This window comes from Streptomyces sp. NRRL F-5650 (assembly GCF_000721365.1).
Taxonomy (GTDB): domain Bacteria; phylum Actinomycetota; class Actinomycetes; order Streptomycetales; family Streptomycetaceae; genus Streptomyces; species Streptomyces ardesiacus.
Map to the genome: position 1 here is coordinate 209,519 of NZ_JOGV01000003.1, position 17,455 is coordinate 226,973.

Sequence of the window (17,455 nt, forward strand, 5' to 3'; positions counted from 1 at the left end):
GCCACGACCCTAGGCGCGTGTTGCGGAAAACTCAACCGCCGGTGCATGCGAAGGCGCTGCGACAAGCAGAATTGTGGCCCTGACTGATGTGTCAGTCAGGAGCGCAACGCGCCGCCGCCCCGATACGGAGGTGACCGCGGAGCCGTTCATCACGGTTGAGTACCGAGCCGGAATTGTGGCTTCCATCACGGCCGGGGTGATCTTGCCCTGATGGGATCGCCGCATGCTCGGTTTCCTCGTCCGTCTCCTGCCCTTCTGGGTCCGCGAGCCCCTCCTCGTCGTGGTCGGGTCGCTTCTGGGCGTCCGCCTGCTGTATCTCGGCCTGGACGACAGAGAGTGGGCCCCGGCCGGATTCGGCGTGCTGTTCCTGGTGTTCACCGCGGTGCGCGTCCACACGGTGGTCCGGGCGCTGCGCGCACGCCGGAACCGCGGCACGGCCGCCGCGGCGGACGACGGGGCGGGTGCCACCGGTGCACCAGCCCCCGCCGCCCGGACCGCCACGCCCGCCCGGGAGAAGGAACCCAACGCGTGGGGCCAGGCGTTGGCGGCCGTCGGCGTCTTCGCCGTCCTCGCGGCCGGAGTGTGGCTGGGCCCGAGGGTGCTGTCCTCCGAGGCCCACGGCACGCCCGGGGCCGTCTCGTGCCCGGGCGTGCAGGAGACGGAACTGCCGGGCGCCTACAAGGAGACGCCCGGGGCGGTCACCGCCGCCGAACTGTGCCAGGCCCTCGACACACCCGAGCTACCCCGGCTCCTCGGAACGCCGGCGGAGACCGCCACCGGGGCGTCCGCCTCCAACGGCACCGCTCCCCTGACCGACGGCAAGGTCGCCAGGCCGGAGGCACAGGTCGAGTTCGGCACCTACACCGTGAACGTCTCGGTCACCTACAACGACCTGTCGATCGGCCAGTACGTGAAACTGACGGAGTACGGGCAGGAGTCGGACGTCAGGAAGCTGAAGGTCCTGGGGCGGCCCGCGTTCCTCTCCTCGGACCGCACCATGAGGATCGAGGTCGATCCCGGCGGCGGCGCGTCCGGGGGGCCGGTGCAGCAGGGCCCCCTCGCCAGAACGCTGGCCGTGGCCCTCGACGCGAAGGACGGCGGCGGCTACTGCGAGATCACCGTGTGGGGCACCTCCGGGGCCTTCCCGGACGACGCCACCCTCGTCGCCGTCACCGAGCACGTCCTCGCCGCGATCCCCGAACGGGCGGTGTGACGAGCCGCCGGGCGAGTGCGCGGGCGACCCGGCGGCCCGTGGACTCGCCCGGTCAGGCCACCGTGCCTGCGATTCCGGTACGGCCGTCCGGTACGCCGACGATCGTCACGATGACCTCTTTGCGGATGTCCTCGCCGAGGGCGTCGGCCATCGCGTCGGTGATGGTGGCGACCAGGCGCGCCGGGGCGTCCGGGATCGCGGGAAGGTGATAGGCGGCCTCGCGCATGCTGAGGGTGACGAGCGGGGCGTCGGTCTCGGCGGGGACGCCGCCGAGGCCCCGGCGGTGCGACGGGATGCCGATCAGGTCCACCCCGGCCAGTCGGCGCAACTCCTCGCCGAAGACGGCGCCGACCGCGTCGGTCAGGGCACTGATCAGCTTCGGTTCGACCGTACCGTCGAGGGCTGATTCGCGGATGTGCACGGTGAAGTGGGGCATGGTGAAGCCTCCGTTCGCACAGGTGGGTAGCATGGGGGAACTTGCTTTGCGAGCAAAGCAAAATAGCTTTGAAGTCAAAGGTAAGTGGAAAGGGGTGTGCCATGTCAACACCCGGGCTGCACGAGGCCGGTGAGGGCGACGGGAAGGGGGTGGACGACACGGTCAGGGCCCTGTTGCTGCTCATGCCCCGGATGGTGGGCAGGGCCAAGAAGACCCCGGTGCCCGAGGCGCTGCGGTCCTTCTCCCTGGCGCCGCGTCACCTCTCGCTGCTCTCGTATCTGCTCCTCGACGGGCCGACGACCGTGAACGAGCTGGCTGTCCGGCTCCAGGTCGCCCCGACCACGGTGAGCCTGCTGGTCGGAGACCTGAGCCGGCAGGGGATCCTGGAGCGGCGCGAGGACGAGGCGGACCGGCGCCGGCGGATCGTCGGCATCGCCCCCGCCCACCAGGCCGCGATCACCTCCTGGCTCGCCCCGGGTGCCGCCGCGTGGCGAAAGGCGCTGGCACCCCTGACCGAGGAACAGCGGCAGATCTTCGTGGACACGCTGCGCGCCTACGAAGCCGCGGTCGGCGGAGGGGAGGCGGACTGAGCGTGGCCACCGGCGTGCCGGACGAGTCGTGGATCGCCGTCAGCGTCCGCGCCCACCCCCTCAGCAGATGGTTCCTCGTGCCGCTCGCCAGGCCGTTCGTCGCCGTCGACGGTGTCGAGCACCGGGTGCGGTGGTCCCGGCGTGAGGTCTTTCCCGTCGCGGCCGGAGGCGTCCGGGTGTCGACGTTCGTGCGCTACAGGGGCTTCGTCGCACGGCTCGGCGAAGGCTCGCTGCACGTGCGCGTCGGCCCGGGTGAGACCGTCGAGGTGCTCGCCGCGAACGGCGTCCTGAACGGGGCGCCGTTCACGCCGCGACTCGGCGACCGGGCCCGCTGACGGCGGAGCCCCGCCCCGGTCCTGAAGGAGCCGCGGACGGCCGGAAGTCGCCGGGTGATGAAGGGCGAAGCCTCCAACAGCCCGCGTACCGGGCCCGCTTCTGGGAAGATCTCCACCAAGTCGGGCGACCAGGGGGGCCGATGGAAGAGCTGCGAGCAGGGGACCCGGACCGCATAGGCGCCTACCGCCTCGTGGGGCGGCTCGGCGCCGGCGGCATGGGACAGGTGTTCCTCGGACGGTCGGCGGGCGGAAGACCCGTCGCCGTCAAGGTGGTCCGCCCCGAGTACGGGGCCGATGCCGGTTTCCGGCGGAGCTTCGCCCGGGAGGTCGAGGCGGCCCGGCGGGTCGGCGGGTTCTTCACCGCGCAGGTCGTGGACGCCGACCCGGACGCGGAACGCCCCTGGCTGGTCAGCGCCTTCGTCCCGGGACCCTCGCTGCACACGGTGGTGGGCGCCCACGGCGGGCTGCCGGCCAGGGCGCTGCGGGTGCTGGCGGCCGGGCTGGCCGAGGGGCTCGACGCCATCCACCGGTGCGGCCTCGTGCACCGCGACCTGAAGCCGGGCAACGTCGTCCTGGCGGCCGACGGCCCCCGCGTCATCGACTTCGGCATCGCGCGGGCGCTGGAGGCCACGTCGCACACGGTCAGCGGCGTCGTCGTGGGCACCCCGGCCTACATGTCGCCGGAACAGGCGCGCGGGGACCGCGAGGTCGGTCCCGCCAGCGACGTGTTCGCCCTCGGTTCGGTGCTGACGTTCGCCGCCACCGGCCGCGCCCCGTTCGGGGACGGGCACCCCGCGGCGATGATGTACCGCATCGTGCAGGAGGAACCGGACCTCACCCTGGTCGACCACGAACTGCGCGGGCTGGTCGCGGCGTGTCTCGCCAAGAGCCCCGACGCCCGCCCCACCCCGGGCGACCTCCTCGGCTCCCTCTCGCACGACGACGCCGGCGACACCTGGCTGCCGGCTGCGATCAGCCGCATGATCACCGAGTTCGGAGCCGCACACGGCGTCGGGACCACGTCCGCTCAGGGCGGCACCGCCACCCTCGACGACGCCGGTGCCACCGACGAGACGGAGGCGCACCGTCCGCGCGACGGCGACACGCGGGTCCACGCAACCGGGTCCGGCGCCCCACCCCCGGCCCCCACCCCGCCCCGGCGCCGCGGTCTGGCGCGGCTGATCCCCACCCGCCGCAGGAACGACGCCGGCACACCGGCGGACGCGGGCCCGGCCCCCTTCGGCGAACGCACCGTCGCGCAGGGCTGGAACGGCCTGCCCTGGGGAGCGCGCGTCGCCGACTTCCGGGCCAGGTTCCCCGACGCGGCGCAGCAGAACGGCGAGTGGTGGGTCACGGGGCGGGGGCCCGAGACGTTCTGCGGCATCACGATGGACACGCAGTACGCCTTCAACGACCGCGGCGAGCTGAGCCTGGTCGTCTTCTATCCGGAGCCCAGGGACCGGGAACGCCTGCCGGTGTCGGTCCTGGAGACGCTGGGTGCTCCGGACGGCACGTCGACCCGGTGGACCAGGGGCAAGGTCGTCGTGGACGTGAAGGTGGCGGGCGTCGTGGCGACCCTGACCCACACCGGGTTCGCGGACCACTGAGGCCCGGCCGCCCGGCGGCGCGCCGGCGGCCTCCGGCCGTGCGGAAGCCCCGTTCGACGTGCTCCACCGGCGCCGTGCCCGGTGGGTGACCCAGGGCGGTGAGCCGGGCCGGGGATCACCAGGCGCGCCGGTCCGGCACCGGGACGAATACGGCCGGGCCGCCGCGAGGCGTCCGCCGCGGACCCGCAGACCCGCGGACCCGCGGACCCGGACCGCCGGCTCGCCCGGAACTCAGGCGATCACCACCGCACCCCCGCTGCGCTGGATGGCGGTCTGGAGTTCCGGCGGGCACGGCCGGTCCGTGAGCAGAGTGTCGAATCCGCCGAGGTCGCAGACGCGGTGCGCGGCCGTGCGTCCGAACTTGCTGGAATCGGCGAGGACATAGCGGTGGGAGGCGTTGGCGAGCATGGCCCGTTTGGTGGCGACCTCGTCGAGGTGGAAGTCGGTCAGGCCGTAGGGCGCGATGCCGCCGGACCCGACGAAGACGGCGTCGGCCCGCAGGTCGGAGAAGAAGCCGACCGCGTGGGCGTTGGAGCAGGCCAGGTCGCCCGCCCGGAGCCGGCCGCCGCTGACCAGGACCTCCACGCGGGGACGGGTGCTGACCTCCGCTGCCACGAGCAGGGACGGCGTGGCGATGACGCCGGTGTGGTCGGCGGGGAGGGCGCGGGCCACTTCGAGCGCGGTGGTGCCCACGTCGATGACGACGGTCTGGCCGGGCTCGACGAGCGCCGCGGCGGCCCGCCCGATGGTCCGCTTCTCCTCGGCCATGGCGCCGCTTCGTTCACTGAACGACGCCTCTTCGCCGACCGGGGCCTCGGGGCTGGTCGCGCCGCCGTGCACCCGGGTCAGTTCACCGCGTTGTTCCAGGAGCGCGAGGTCTCTGCGAACCGTTTCGTGGGAGACGCCCAGCAGTGCGGTGAGGTCGTCCGTGGTGACGAACCTCAGCCGCGACAGCTCGGCGACGATCCTTCGGTGGCGCTCAACGGGGAGCACGACACCCCCTCGGCGGTGACTGTTCTTGTGGATCTCTGCCTGCATCGTAACCGTACGAGAAGGCACCGCGGACTCTTGACGGTCTACGGGCACTGGTCCACACTTCCAGTAAATCGCGGTCAAGCATCCATAAGAACGGTCACGCGCGGGCATGCTCCACCCCGTCGACGTCGGCCCTTCACCTTTGGCCCACCTCATCCACCGGCCCCCTGCCGCGCGGGCGGGCACCCTTAAGAGGGAAGCGAGTCATGGCACAAGCAGCAAACGGCCCCCAGGGCCCCACGACGGCCGGGCAGTCCGGTGCGGTGAGCGAGGGCCGTCGGGAGATGGCGCGGGAACTGGGCTGGTACGCCTCGTTCTCGGTCGCGTTCGGGTTCGTGTCCATCGCGACGGGCATCTTCACCACGTACGGCGCGGTCCTCGCCACCTCGGGCCCGCGCGGCATCTGGGCCTGGCCGATCTCGGTGATCGGCCAGCTCTCCATCGCCCTGGTGTTCGGCGCCCTCGCCGCCCGCATCCCGATCAGCGGCTACTCCTACCAGTGGGTCTCGCGGATCGTCGGCCCCGTCTGGGGCTGGATCATGGGATGGATCTCGTTCGCGTTCCTGGGCGTCGTCGTGGTCGCGGTCGACTACACCATCGCCTCCACGATCCTGCCCGAACTGTTCCGCTACGTCGGCACCACCCAGAACGCCTGGGTCATCACGGCCGGGGTCGTCCTCCTCCAGGCCCTGCTGGTGGGCATCTCCACCCGCACCACCCACCGGGTGAACAACGCGGCCGTGACCCTGCAGCTCATCGGCATGGTCGCGCTGACCGTGCTGCTGTTCGCGGTCGGCGCGTTCACCGGCAAGCTGGACCTCGCCCACCTCTTCGAGACCGGCACCGTGCCCGCGAGCGGTTACTACGGACTGGGCGGAGCCACCGAGGCCGGACCGTTCGCCCTCGCCTTCCTGCTGGGTGCCTTCACCATCGTCGGCTTCGAGTCCGCGGCGAACCTGGCCGAGGAGACCAAGGACCCCGCCCGCGTCATCCCCAGGGCGATGGTCCAGGCGGTGCTCTCCCTCGGCGTGCTCGGCTTCCTCTTCCTGATCGCGATCACCGCGGCGGCCGGCCACGTCGACGGCCTCGACGCCTCCGGCACCCCCGTGGCCACCGTCATCACCGCCGTCCTCGGGTCGGTCGTCGGCAAGGTCCTGCTGGTCCTGGTGGTGGTCTCGATCTTCTCCTGCGGACTCGTGATCACCCTCAGCGGCACCCGCCTCGTCTACGCCATGTCCCGCGACGAGCGTTTCCCCGGCTGGCGCCTGCTCAAGCGCGTCGACCCGCGCACCGCGACACCCCTGAACGCCACCGTCTTCATGATGCTGATCGCCCAGATCGTCCTCGCCGTCTTCTCCCGCTCCACCGACGCCCTGTTCGAGCTGTTCTCGGCCGCCACCCTCCTGCCCGCCGTCATCTACGCCGGCACCGTGGCGATGTACGCCGCCAAGCGCCACTCGCTGCCGCCGTCGAAGGGCTTCTCGCTCGGCCGCTGGGAGGTCCCCGTCCTCGTCCTGGCCGGTGTGTGGCTGGTGTACGAACTGCTGATCTTCCGGGACGCCTCCTTCCGCGCCCCCTGGACCTACGTGCTGGTGCTGTGCGGGATCGGTGCCGTGTACCTTGCGGCCCTGATCGTCCGCCGCGGCCGGGCCGGCCTGACCATGCCCGACATGGCCGACGTGGACCGAGCCCTGGACACCGCGGGCACCGCCCCCGAGGGCGCCGTGGCCGCAGAAAGGACCGCCAAGTGACCGCCATCCTCGCCATCGACCAGGGCACCTCGGGCACCAAGGCCATCGTCGTCGACACCGACGGCCGCACCGTCGCCATCGCCGAGGAGACCGTCCGCCCCACCTATCTGCCCGGCGGTGGTGTGGAGCAGAACCCGCACGAACTGCTCGACTCCGTCCTGACCGCCGGCCGCCGGGCGGTGGCCGAGGCGGGCCGTCCGATCGCCGCCGTGGCCCTGGCCAACCAGGGAGAGACCGTCCTGGCCTGGGACCCCGCCACCGGCACCCCCCTCTCCCCGGCGATCGTCTGGCAGGACCGGCGCGCGGAGACCGTCTGCACGGAGCTGGCGGACCGCTCCGCCGCCCTCGCCGCCCGCACCGGGCTCGTCCTCGACCCGTACTTCTCGGCGCCCAAGATGGCCTGGATCCGCCGCAACCTCACCCGTGAGGGGGTGGTGACCACCACCGACACCTGGCTGGTGCACCACCTGACCGGCGAGTTCGTCACCGACGCCGCCACCGCGAGCCGCTCCCTGGTCTTCGACCTGGACAACGCCACCTGGGACGGCGAACTCGCCGACTGGTTCGGGCTCGGCGACGAACGCATGCCCCGCATCGCCGCCTGCGACGAGATCGTCGGCACCACGCGCGCCTTCGGCCGGGAGGTGCCGGTGGCCGGACTGATCGTCGACCAGCAGGCCGCCCTCGTCGCCGAGGCGTGCCTGGACGAGGGAACCGCCAAGTGCACCTACGGCACGGGCGCCTTCCTGCTGGCCAACACCGGCCCGAACGCCGTGCGTTCCAGCGCGAAGCTGACGACGTCGGTGGCCTGGCAGGCGGAGAGGCGGACCCTCTACTGCGTGGACGGCCAGGTCTACACCGTCGCCTCCGCCGTACGATGGCTCCAGGACCTCGGCCTCCTCCAGTCCGCCACCGAACTCGACCAACTGGTCCCGGCGGACAGCGAAGGCGTCCTGTGCGTCCCCGCCTTCGCCGGGCTCGCCGCCCCCTGGTGGACACCGGACGCCACCGCGTCCTTCACCGGCATGACCCTGTCCACCCGGCGCGAACACCTCGTCCTCGCCCTGCTCCAGGGCATCGCCGCCCAAGTCACCGAGCTGGCCGCCCTGGTCGGCCGCGACCTCGGCAGGCCGCTGACCCGGCTGCGCGCCGACGGCGGTCTGACCAACTCGGCCGCCCTCATGCAGGCCCAGGCCGACATCGCCCAGCTCCCCGTCGACCTCTACCCCAACGCCCATGCCACCCCCCTCGGCGCCGCCGCCCTCGCACGCCGTGCGCTGGACCCCGCGCTCAGTCTCGAAGAGGCCGTCGGAGACTGGAAGCCGAGCACCGTGTACGAACCCCGCTGGTCCGCCGACCGGGCCCAGGAATACCGCACCACATGGGCGCAGGCCGCCGCCTGCGCCGCCAAGGGAGAACACTCATGACCGCCACCCCCCACCGCCCGGACGACGGCGTCTACGACGTCGCGGTGATCGGAGGAGGCATCGTCGGCGCGGCCGTCGCACGCGAACTCTCCGGCCACCACGTCTCCGTGGCGCTGCTCGAAGCCCGTGACGACGTGGGCGACGGCACCAGCAAGGCCAACACCGCGATCCTGCACACCGGCTTCGACGCCAAACCGGGCACCCTGGAATCCCGGCTGGTCGCCCGCGGCTACCACCTGCTGAGCGACTACGCCAAGGCCACCGGCATCCCCGTCGAGCACACCGGCGCCGTACTCGTGGCGTGGAACGAGGAGGAGTTGGAGGCCCTGCCCGGCCTGAAGGAGAAGGCCGAGGCCAACGGCTACCCGCACTGCCGGATCGTCGGCGCCGACGAGGTCTACCGCAGCGTCCCCGACCTCGGTGAGGGCGTGCTGGGCGGCCTCACCGTCCCGGACGAGTCCATCATCTGCACCTGGACCACCAACCTCGCCCTGGCCACCGACGCCCGGCAGCGCGGCACCACCATCCTGCTGGAGCACGCCGTGACCGCCGTCGACACGGCAGGCGACGTCACGGTCCTGAGCACCGGGGGCGGCGAGGTGCGCGCCCGCTGGGTGGTCAACGCCGCCGGGCTCGGCGCCGACCACATCGACCGCCTCTTCGGCCACGACCGCTTCACGGTCACCCCGCGCCGGGGCGAGCTGTTCGTCTTCGACAAGCTGGCCCGGCCCATGGTCGACAAGATCGTCCTGCCCGTGCCCTCCTCCCGCGGCAAGGGCGTACTGATCTCCCCGACCATCTACGGCAACGTCATGCTGGGCCCCACCGCCGAGGACCTCGACGACCGCACCGACACCGCGACCTCCGAGCACGGTTACGACTTCCTCCTCACCAAGGGCGAACGGCTCATGCCACGCCTGCTGGCCGAAGAGGTCACCGCGAGCTACGCCGGACTGCGCGCCGCCATCGACCACCCCGACTACCTCATCGAGGCCAGCCCCGGACAGCGCTACCTCCTCGTCGGGGGCATCCGCTCCACCGGCCTGACCGCGGGCCTCGCCATCGCCGAACACGCCCGCACCCTCCTGGAGGAGGCCGGCCTCGCCCTGCGCGCCCGCGGCGACCTGCCCGACCCGCCGAGGATGCCGAACATCGGCGAGGCCGCCACCCGCCCCTACCAGGACGCCGAACGCATCGCGGCGGACCCCGCCTACGGCACCGTCGTCTGCTTCTGCGAGCGCGTCACCGAGGGCGAGATCCGCGACGCCTGCCACGCCCCCGTGCCCGCCCGCACCCTGGAGGGCCTGCGCCGCCGCACCCGTGCCATGAACGGCCGCTGCCAGGGCTTCTTCTGCGGCGCGGCCGTCGCCGCCCTGCACACCCGGTACCAGAACCACGACGGCTGCCACAGCCAGCACAAGGACAACCGATGACCGACCAGCCGCCCCTGATCCAGCCCGACGTCCTCGTCGTCGGCGGCGGCCCCGCGGGTCTGACCGCGGCCGCCTCACTCGCCGACCGCTCCGCCGGGCACGTCCTCGTCGTCGACCGGGAGGACGCGGCCGGCGGCATCCCCCGCCACAGCGACCACACCGGGTACGGCCTGCGCGACCTGCGCCGGGTGATGACCGGCCCCGCCTACGCCCGCCACCTGGCCGACCGGGCCACCCGGGCCGGAGCCGAGATCCGCACCAGGACCATGGTCACCGGCTGGGCCGACGAGCAGACCCTGGACGTCACCAGCCCCGACGGCCGCTACCGCGTCCGGCCCCGGGCCACCGTGCTGGCCACCGGCGCCCGCGAGCGGCCCCGCACCGCCCGCCGCGTCCCCGGCGACCGCCCGCACGGCGTCTACACCACCGGACAGCTCCAGAACCTCGTCCACCTCCACCACCAGCCGGTCGGCAAGCGGGCCGTCGTGGTGGGCGGCGAACTCGTCAGTTGGTCCGCGGCCCTCACCCTGCGCGAGGCCGGCTGCATCCCCGCCCTCATGGTCAGCCAGTACCCGAAGGCGGAGTCCTACGGAGTCTTCAACGCCGCAGGCCGCTCGGTGCTCCGCGTGCCCGTCGCAACCCGCACCCGCGTCACCCGGGTCATCGGCAAGGGCCGCTGCCGGGCCGTGGAGATCGAGCACCTGGACACCGGCAAGCGACGCACCGTCGAGTGCGACACCGTCGTCTTCACCGGCGACTGGATCCCCGACCACGAACTCGTCCGCGCCGCCGGCATCACCCTGGACGAGGGCACCCTCGGCCCCCTCACGGACACCGCCCTGCGCACCAGCCGACCCGGGGTCTTCGCCGTCGGCAACATGCTGCACCCGGTCGACACCGCGGACGTCGCCGCGCTCGACGGGCAGCACGTGGCCCAGCAGGTCATCGACTACCTGACGGGCCGTCAGCCCAGTGCCGCGGGCGTACGGCTGACCGTCAGCGCTCCCTTCCGCTGGATCGCCCCGCAGATCCTGCGCCCCGGCGACCCGGCACCGGCGCGCGGCCGGCTCCTGCTGTGGTCGGACGAGTTCGTCCGCTTCCCCAAGGTGACCGTCCGTCAGGACGGGCGCGTCCTCAGCCGCCGCACCCTGCCGTGGCCCGCGGCCCCCGGCCGCGTCTTCCGCATCCCCTCCGGCGTCCTGGACGGCGTCTCGCACACGGGGGGTCCGGTCCACATCGGCCTGTGAGAGGCCGGCCCGGCAGGAACGACGCGTTCCCTCGTCCGAGTGGTCCCCGGCCCACGGGGGCACAAGTACCGCCCCCGTGGGAAGGAGCGGGGTGCGGGCGGGGCGACGACCGGGCTCCTCGCCGGACGGGGGGTGACGATGACCGGGAATCCGGAGGCTGTCCGGGGGCACCCGTGTCCGGACGGTGCGGCCGCCGGTCGGCCGACGACGGAGTTGCCCCCGGGTGCGGTGGCGGCCTGGCGCAGGGTGCTCGGCGAGGCGCACATGCTCACCGCGCCCCAGGACCGTGCGGTCGCCGGACGGTGCACGTTCCCGGCTCCGCTGCCGGAGGCGGTGCTGTGCCCGGCCGACGCGGCGCAGACCCGGGACTGCTTGCGGATCGCCCACCGCCACGGCGTCCGTGTCCACCCGGTCAGCACCGGCCGGAACTGGGGATACGGTTCCGGCTGTCCGCCCGAGGGGCACACCGTGGTGCTGCGGCTGGCCCGACTGGACCGCATCCTCGGCCATGACGAGCAGCTCGGCCTGGTCACCGTGGAGCCGGGGGTCACCTTCGGGGGCCTGGCCCAGGCTTTGGGCCAGCGCTCGTCGGAGCTGCTGCCTCCGTCCACCGGGGCCGGACCGGGCACCTCCGTCCTGGCCAACGCCCTGCAGCGCGGCCTGGGGCGGGGGCCCTATCAGGACATGGCTTCCCACCTGCGGCGGCTGGAGGTGGTTCGCCCCGACGGCACCCGGCTGTCGACCGGCCCCGGCCCGGGCCCCGGGCTCACCGGACTCTTCCTGCAAGGTGGTCCCGGCGTAGTCGTGTCCGCCGAACTGTGGCTGCACCCGCGTCCGCGGGCGGGCCGGTCCGTGACCTTCCGGCTCCCCGACGAGCGACTCCTCCCCGGCGCCGTCGACGCCGCCCGGCGACTGCTGCAACGGACACCGGCCGGCGTGGCCGTGAGTCTGTGGAACCGGGCCCGGCTGGCGGCGCAGGTACTGCCCGCGCCGCGGAACCGGCTGCCCGGGCACCTCGACGGCCCGTGGACCGGGTACGCCGAGCTGTGGGCCGACGACCCCAGGGTGCTGGACCTGCTGTACGAATCCGTGCTGCGTGCCTTCGCCCCGTACGCCGACCGCTGGGACGTCGACGAGGTGACCGGGCACGTCGTCGTCCCGGGTGCTCCTGGTACCCCCGGGCCGCCGGAGGGCGCCGCGCGGTACGACAGCGCCCCTGGTCTGGCCAGTGCCTACCGGCACAAGCCCGGCGGGCCGCTGTACGTTCCGGCCGGCCGGGAACGGGACCCCGACCGGGACCGGTGCGGAGTCCTCTGGTTCACGCCCCGGCTCCCGATGTCGGGCGCCCGGACCGGCACCGTCCTGCGGCTGGTGGAACGGATCATGACGGACCGGGGCATGGAACCCTGCCTCGCCCTCCGCCTCGGCGCACGGGACCTGCGCTGTGTCGCCGGGCTCTTCTGGGACCGTGACGAGCCGGGAGCCGACGCGCGGGCGCTGGCGTGCCGTCGCGAACTGGTGCGCAGATGCGCGCGTATCGGCGTCCACCCCTGCCGTCCGGTCATCGGCGACGACCTGGGGGACGCCGGAAACGAAGGGAGCCGGCTGCTGCTCGACCAGGTGGCCTCGGCACTCGACCCGCGCGGGATCCTGCGGGCGCGGCCCCGCCGGGGCACCGGCCGGTGAGCGGGCCCCTTCCCCCGGCGTCCGTGGCCCCGCCGCCGGGCTTCGGCGCGGTGCTGGAGACGCCGGAGGTCTCGGCGCTCCGGCGCCGTCTGCACGGCCGGGTGCTGGAGGTCGTGAGCCGGATGCCGCGCCCCCTGGCCGAGGACGTCGCCGCCCTGCTGGGCCGACACGGCCGGACCCGGACCGCCGACCAGGGGGACCTGTTCGTGCTGTTCCCCGCGCCGGTGTGGTCCTTCCTGCACTGGGTGCCCGCCGCCAGGCATCCGGACGCCGAGCGCCTCCACGCCGCCGCTCTCCTGCTCCATCTGTGGGACGACCATCTGACGGACGGTCAACTTCGGCCGGATCTCGCAGCGTTGCAGCTCCGCACCGAGCTGTGGCGGTGCCTGGAGCAGGACGCGGCGGCGCTGTCTGCCGCCTGGGGCGCGGACCCGGTTCTGGTCGCCCGGCACACCGAGCGGTACCTGGGTGCCACCCATGCCCCGCCCACGCCCGTTGACCTGGACTCCTACTGCGCCACTGCCCGTGAGCAGGCCGCGCTGTGGACCCTGCTGCCCCGGCTGCTGGAGACCGGCGGCCGGGCGGCGGCCGGGTGGTCGTCGCTGGTGGCGGACTTCGCCGTGGCGTGGCGGCTGGTGGACGATGCCGCCGACGTGCGCCACGACGCGGTCGCGGGAGTCCGCTCGGCGGTGTGGTGGGAACTGCCCGCCGCCGGGCGGGCCCGGTGGGACGAGCGGGCCCGCCGCCCCGGCGGCGACGACGCTTCCGGGTACGTCCTCGAAGACGCGCAGCAGGAGGGCTCCGAGGACGCCGGGTGCGCGGAGGCCGTGGGCGGGGTGCTCGCCCGGGCCGCCGCCCTCCTGGCCGCCGCGGCCGACCGGGCCGCGGCGGCAGGGGAGGAGGGCGTGGCCACCGAACTGCTGACCGCGCGGGCGGGAGTACTCACATCAGCGCCCCGGCCGTGGTGACGGCGCAGTTCTTGGCGGTCTCCCAGACGTCGGTGGCCACCTTCTCCAGGACCTTCGCCGGGTCCTGCTTCAGGACGTCGACCACGTCGTCCCACGACCGGATGCCGAAGCTCAGTTCCGCATCGGTGGACACGAGCGTGGTGTCCAGGGCCCGAAGCGAGAACGCGCCGCTGAGCCGGACCATCGCCCCCGTGGTGACATCGATCTCGATCTCACCCCCCACGTGCACCCCGACCAGCAGGCCGGCCCCCAGGGGAATCCCCGCGATCCGGGCGTTGCGGGGCAGCGTGATCTCGAAGCCGAGGTCGACACGGGCCCGGGCCTTCAGTCCCCGTTCGTTGAGGCGGCAGTGGACCCCCACCCGGGCGGTGACGATGTCCACGACGAGATCGAAGGCGAACCCGCCCGTCTCCAGCAACGCCTCGACGGCGAGGACTTGGTGGCCGAGGAGGGAGAGGCTTCCGGAGAGGTAGAAGATCTTCTCCGGAAGCCTGCCCGCCTTGAGGTCCCCGGTGTCGAGCAGGAACTGCGGGCCCTTGACGCCGTCCCTGCCGGCGAATTCGAAGACGCCACCCAGCTCGATGGGCCTCTCCACCTGGCTGCTGATGTACAGGCCGGTGGGCTGGACGCGCACCTGGAACTGCCAGGTGTTGGTGCCGAAGGCGATGTCCCCCTTGGCGTAGAAGCCCGGCGCCCAGTCCTGCCCGGTAGCCGTGTTGGTCCAGCCGTCCGGGTCGGCGACGGCGCACAGGGCGATTTCCCGGACGACCACCGAGTCCAGCGGGCTCAGGGCGGGCGCCGGATCCGGGGCGACGATCTTGACCAGGTCGAGGATCGTCACCCCGCGCTCGGGGGAGGTTCCCGTCAGGGAGAAGTAGAAGGCACTGACCGACGGCGGGCCGCCCCTGCCGTGCACCGCCAGTTCCAGGGAGGCCGGTCCGACGTCGACGGAGCCGCCGCCGCCCAGCTTGAACCCGTCGGCGTCGTAGCGCATCTCCAGGTAGAAGTAGGCGATGTTGAAGCCTTCGATCCCGAAGGCGTTGCGCCAGACGGACCGTTGCTTCGAGACCGGCACCAGTGGGAAGTCCGTGGGCGTCCCACCGGCGGCCGGGACGGCGGCTGTGGTGAGCGTCGGGTCCGTGGCCGGCAGCAGGATGTGTCCGGGCCTGTCCAACGTGATCACGGAGAGCTGCTGGGGAGTGGGCTGCCCGGGCAGGGCCGGGCCGCCGGCCTCCTCTGCCTTGAGGAGGAGGCTGAGACTGAGGGACCAGCCGAGGTCCGTCTTCTTCGCCGCACCGGTGGCGACGAATCGCAGGCTGGTCCCGGACGGCGACCCGAACGCCGAGAGGTCGAGGACGAAGCTGGTGGAGAGCTCGATCTTCCGTTTCCTGGGCACGATGGTCAGGCTGAGGGCGCCGAACCCGCTGCCGGTGTCCTCCTCGCCGATGACGGCGGTGAACTCCGAGTCGGCGATGGGGCGGGCGAGTCGGGCCCGCAGCCGGATCCCCTCGGTGTCCGGGAAGATCTGCCGCAGGAAGGCGAGCGGCTCCCCGTAGCCGACCTCGGTGAAGAAGGTCAGTCCGCGGTCCAGCGTCTTGGGCAGCGTGTCGGGAAGCTTGGCGTCGGCGTCCAGGGTGACGCCGTCCGCGGTGCAGACGGCCAGGCCGGATTTGCGGAACGTGAGATCGCCGAGGACCCCGAGGACGTCGCCCCAGCCCTCGACGTCCTTGGGGGACCACGCCCAGTCCTGCTGCCAGAGGGCTGCGGCGAAGAAGGTGCCCTCGGTGGAGCGGCCGGCCTTCCCGGTCAGTGTCAGGGGGTGCCGCGTGCGGGTTCCGAACGCGACGGTCGTGGACAGGCCGAGTTCGTAGTGCACGTCCGAGTCGGGCTGCCCGGCCATCGCCTTGCCGGCGCGCAACGTGGCCTCGGACTTCCTGAGGAAGACGGCCGGCGTTCCGTCGGGCAGCTCCAGCGGGCAGGGCAGGCGCTTGAGCAGGTCGGTCAGCTCGATCTCCGGGAGGGTCCCCTCCAGGGCGAACGACTTGGGAAGGGTCCAGGTGGCGGTGAAGTCGACGCTCTCGTCGCCGCCCACGGCGCCGAGCTTCGCCGTGGCCGACACCGTGCCCGTGACCGTGTGGGCGGAGTCCGGACCGTCGGTCGGTTCCTTCGCGGATTCCTGCTTCTCTTCGTTCTCTTCCTCCTCCCCCTCCTTCGCGTTCTCTTCCTTCTCCTCCTTCTCTTCCTTCTCCTCCTTCTCTTCCTTCTTCTTCTCCTTCTTCTTCCGGTCGAGCTTCAGTTTCCCGCCGGTCAGCTCCACCTCGGCCGCTCCCAGCGACAGGGACCACGAGGTGGCGACCTTGGCGGTGAGGGAGTACTCGCCGGTCCTGGGGGTGGCTGAGCCGCTGAACTCGCTCAGCGTCAGGTCGGGGAAGCCGGCCGGCGCGGAGGGCATGAAGCCCGCGAGCACGTCGGCGAGTTTCGCGGTGGTGTCCTTGCGCTGGGCAAGCTGGAAAGTGCCGGGGGGAATGCGCGCACTGGCGGTCAAATGGAGCGCCGGGGTGACGGTGAAGGTGCCGTACCCGGTCACGGTGGCACCGCGCTCGCGTGTGAGCGGCCTGGTGACGGTCAGCTCGGCGCCCACCTCGGTCAGCGCGACGGACTTCGCGACCGTCCAGGCGACCGTGGGCCGGGCACTGGCCTTGACGGTGACCTCGGTCACCGCCTCGGTCAGCCCCTCCTGCAGCTTGTCCGGGTCGATGACCAGGCCCAGCTCGGTGAGCAGCACGCTGTCGCCCAGCCCGAACCCCTGGTCGGTCAGTTGCCGCAGCGCGCTCCCGCTGCCGTCCCAGGAGGCCAGGGACGCGGTCGGCTGGGGCTCGCTCGGCAGCACCTCCGCGGTGAGGGCCACCTTCTCGGTCCCCGAGGGCAGCGGTGCGCTGACGGTCGCCTTCGTGCCCGGGGCGAGGGCGAGATCCGCGCGCAGGCACACCGGGTACGCCACGGTGCTGGTGCCGTCGACGGCCGCGGTGGTGCGGGAGCCGGCCCACACACAGAAGGACGCCCCCAGCACGCCGGCGCCCCGCGGGGGCGAGGTCAGCGCGATGTCGGCACGGCGTTTGTCCTTGGGGCCGGGCGGGCGGGTGACGGGGCCGGTGAGTGAGAGGGTGCCCGACGCGAGGCTGAGCAGCTTGCCGAGCCACTCCGCGGCGTCCGGCGTCGTCACCGTGGCGCCGTGGAAGGTCAGGCCCGGCAGGAGAGAGGGCCGCCCGTCGGCCGCCGGCCGGACGGTGGAGCTGAGGAGCAGCTCCGGTTCCGTGGTGAAGCCGAGCCGGGCCAGATCGCTGTCCTTGGTCTCCGGGAAGGAGGCGGGGAACTTCCAGGTGGTGGGGAGCGCGAAGGGAAGGTAGAGCGAGGGCCGCTGATCGGCGGGGTCGATGCCGATCTCGATGCCGGTGACCGGCCGGTCCTTCACTCCGAGCAGGCTGGTGGTTCCGTCCAGGACGACGGTCCCGTCGGGCCGGGTGCTGCGCCGCACCCCCGCGACCGTGAGGGTGCCGTCGAGCCACTCGGTCACCAGGGGAGCGGCGGCGCAGCCGAAGTCGTCGCTGCTGAGGCTGAGGGTGTGGTCTGTGGTACGTCGGGTGAGGAGGGCGTCCAGTTCCTGTACGTGCATGGGGGATCCCGGAGGTTCTGCCGCGGGACGCGGCGGGGCGGAAGGGGACGGCGC

Annotated in this window: 13 protein-coding genes; 10 read left to right on the forward strand and 3 right to left on the reverse strand. The window is 72.8% G+C overall.

Features of this window, described 5'->3' with window-relative positions; genetic code table 11:
- Positions 1-223 precede the first annotated feature (223 nt).
- The gene (locus tag IG88_RS40605) at positions 224-1,213 is read left to right on the forward strand and encodes a DUF6215 domain-containing protein (RefSeq protein ID WP_031035568.1); all 990 of its coding nucleotides are present in this window, start codon (positions 224-226) and stop codon (positions 1,211-1,213) included.
- Between the two features lie 52 nt (positions 1,214-1,265).
- Here the strand turns inward: IG88_RS40605 and IG88_RS0105465 are convergent, their stop codons facing one another.
- Positions 1,266-1,649 carry a hypothetical protein gene (locus tag IG88_RS0105465; RefSeq protein WP_031035570.1) on the reverse strand — a complete coding sequence of 128 codons (384 nt, stop codon included), beginning with the start codon at positions 1,647-1,649 and terminating at the stop codon, positions 1,266-1,268.
- A gap of 101 nt (positions 1,650-1,750) precedes the next feature.
- Here IG88_RS0105465 and IG88_RS0105470 point away from each other — a divergent pair, with 101 nt between their 5' ends.
- From IG88_RS0105470 to IG88_RS42355, 3 genes are all read left to right on the forward strand, one after another.
- On the forward strand, positions 1,751-2,239 hold the full coding sequence (locus IG88_RS0105470) for a MarR family transcriptional regulator (RefSeq protein WP_051851763.1): 489 nt from the start codon (positions 1,751-1,753) through the stop codon (positions 2,237-2,239).
- A 2-nt stretch (positions 2,240-2,241) separates the two neighbouring features.
- Positions 2,242-2,574 (forward strand): hypothetical protein, encoded by a 333-nt coding sequence (locus IG88_RS0105475; protein WP_051851764.1) that lies wholly within the window; start codon positions 2,242-2,244, stop codon positions 2,572-2,574.
- A gap of 140 nt (positions 2,575-2,714) precedes the next feature.
- Entirely contained in the window at positions 2,715-4,181 is a 1,467-nt protein-coding gene (locus IG88_RS42355) for a serine/threonine-protein kinase (protein WP_107452043.1), read from the forward strand.
- 231 nt (positions 4,182-4,412) lie between these two features.
- On the opposite strand, the gene IG88_RS0105485 is transcribed toward IG88_RS42355, so the two are convergent.
- Positions 4,413-5,174: a DeoR/GlpR family DNA-binding transcription regulator gene (locus IG88_RS0105485; protein ID WP_031035579.1), complete on the reverse strand. Its 762-nt coding sequence runs from the start codon at positions 5,172-5,174 to the stop codon at positions 4,413-4,415.
- 248 nt (positions 5,175-5,422) lie between these two features.
- Between IG88_RS0105485 and IG88_RS0105490 the strand changes: the two genes are divergently transcribed.
- From IG88_RS0105490 to IG88_RS43235, 6 genes are all read left to right on the forward strand, one after another.
- Positions 5,423-6,967 (forward strand): APC family permease, encoded by a 1,545-nt coding sequence (locus IG88_RS0105490; RefSeq protein ID WP_063760581.1) that lies wholly within the window; start codon positions 5,423-5,425, stop codon positions 6,965-6,967.
- Positions 6,964-8,394 carry an FGGY family carbohydrate kinase gene (locus IG88_RS0105495; RefSeq protein WP_031035583.1) on the forward strand — a complete coding sequence of 477 codons (1,431 nt, stop codon included), beginning with the start codon at positions 6,964-6,966 and terminating at the stop codon, positions 8,392-8,394. The genes IG88_RS0105490 and IG88_RS0105495 overlap by 4 nt, the downstream gene beginning before the upstream one ends.
- Positions 8,391-9,827: an NAD(P)/FAD-dependent oxidoreductase gene (locus IG88_RS0105500; RefSeq protein ID WP_037835377.1), complete on the forward strand. Its 1,437-nt coding sequence runs from the start codon at positions 8,391-8,393 to the stop codon at positions 9,825-9,827. The genes IG88_RS0105495 and IG88_RS0105500 overlap by 4 nt, the downstream gene beginning before the upstream one ends.
- Positions 9,824-11,074, forward strand: coding sequence for an NAD(P)/FAD-dependent oxidoreductase (locus IG88_RS0105505; protein WP_031035587.1), 1,251 nt, complete (start codon positions 9,824-9,826; stop codon positions 11,072-11,074). The genes IG88_RS0105500 and IG88_RS0105505 overlap by 4 nt, the downstream gene beginning before the upstream one ends.
- A 228-nt stretch (positions 11,075-11,302) precedes the next feature.
- On the forward strand, positions 11,303-12,760 hold the full coding sequence (locus IG88_RS0105510) for an FAD-binding oxidoreductase (RefSeq protein WP_031035589.1): 1,458 nt from the start codon (positions 11,303-11,305) through the stop codon (positions 12,758-12,760).
- Between the two features lie 23 nt (positions 12,761-12,783).
- Positions 12,784-13,728, forward strand: coding sequence for a hypothetical protein (locus tag IG88_RS43235; protein ID WP_031035591.1), 945 nt, complete (start codon positions 12,784-12,786; stop codon positions 13,726-13,728).
- Here IG88_RS43235 and IG88_RS0105520 read toward each other — a convergent pair.
- The gene (locus IG88_RS0105520; RefSeq protein ID WP_031035593.1) at positions 13,703-17,401 is read right to left on the reverse strand and encodes a hypothetical protein; all 3,699 of its coding nucleotides are present in this window, start codon (positions 17,399-17,401) and stop codon (positions 13,703-13,705) included. The genes IG88_RS43235 and IG88_RS0105520 overlap by 26 nt on opposite strands.
- Positions 17,402-17,455 lie beyond the last annotated feature (54 nt).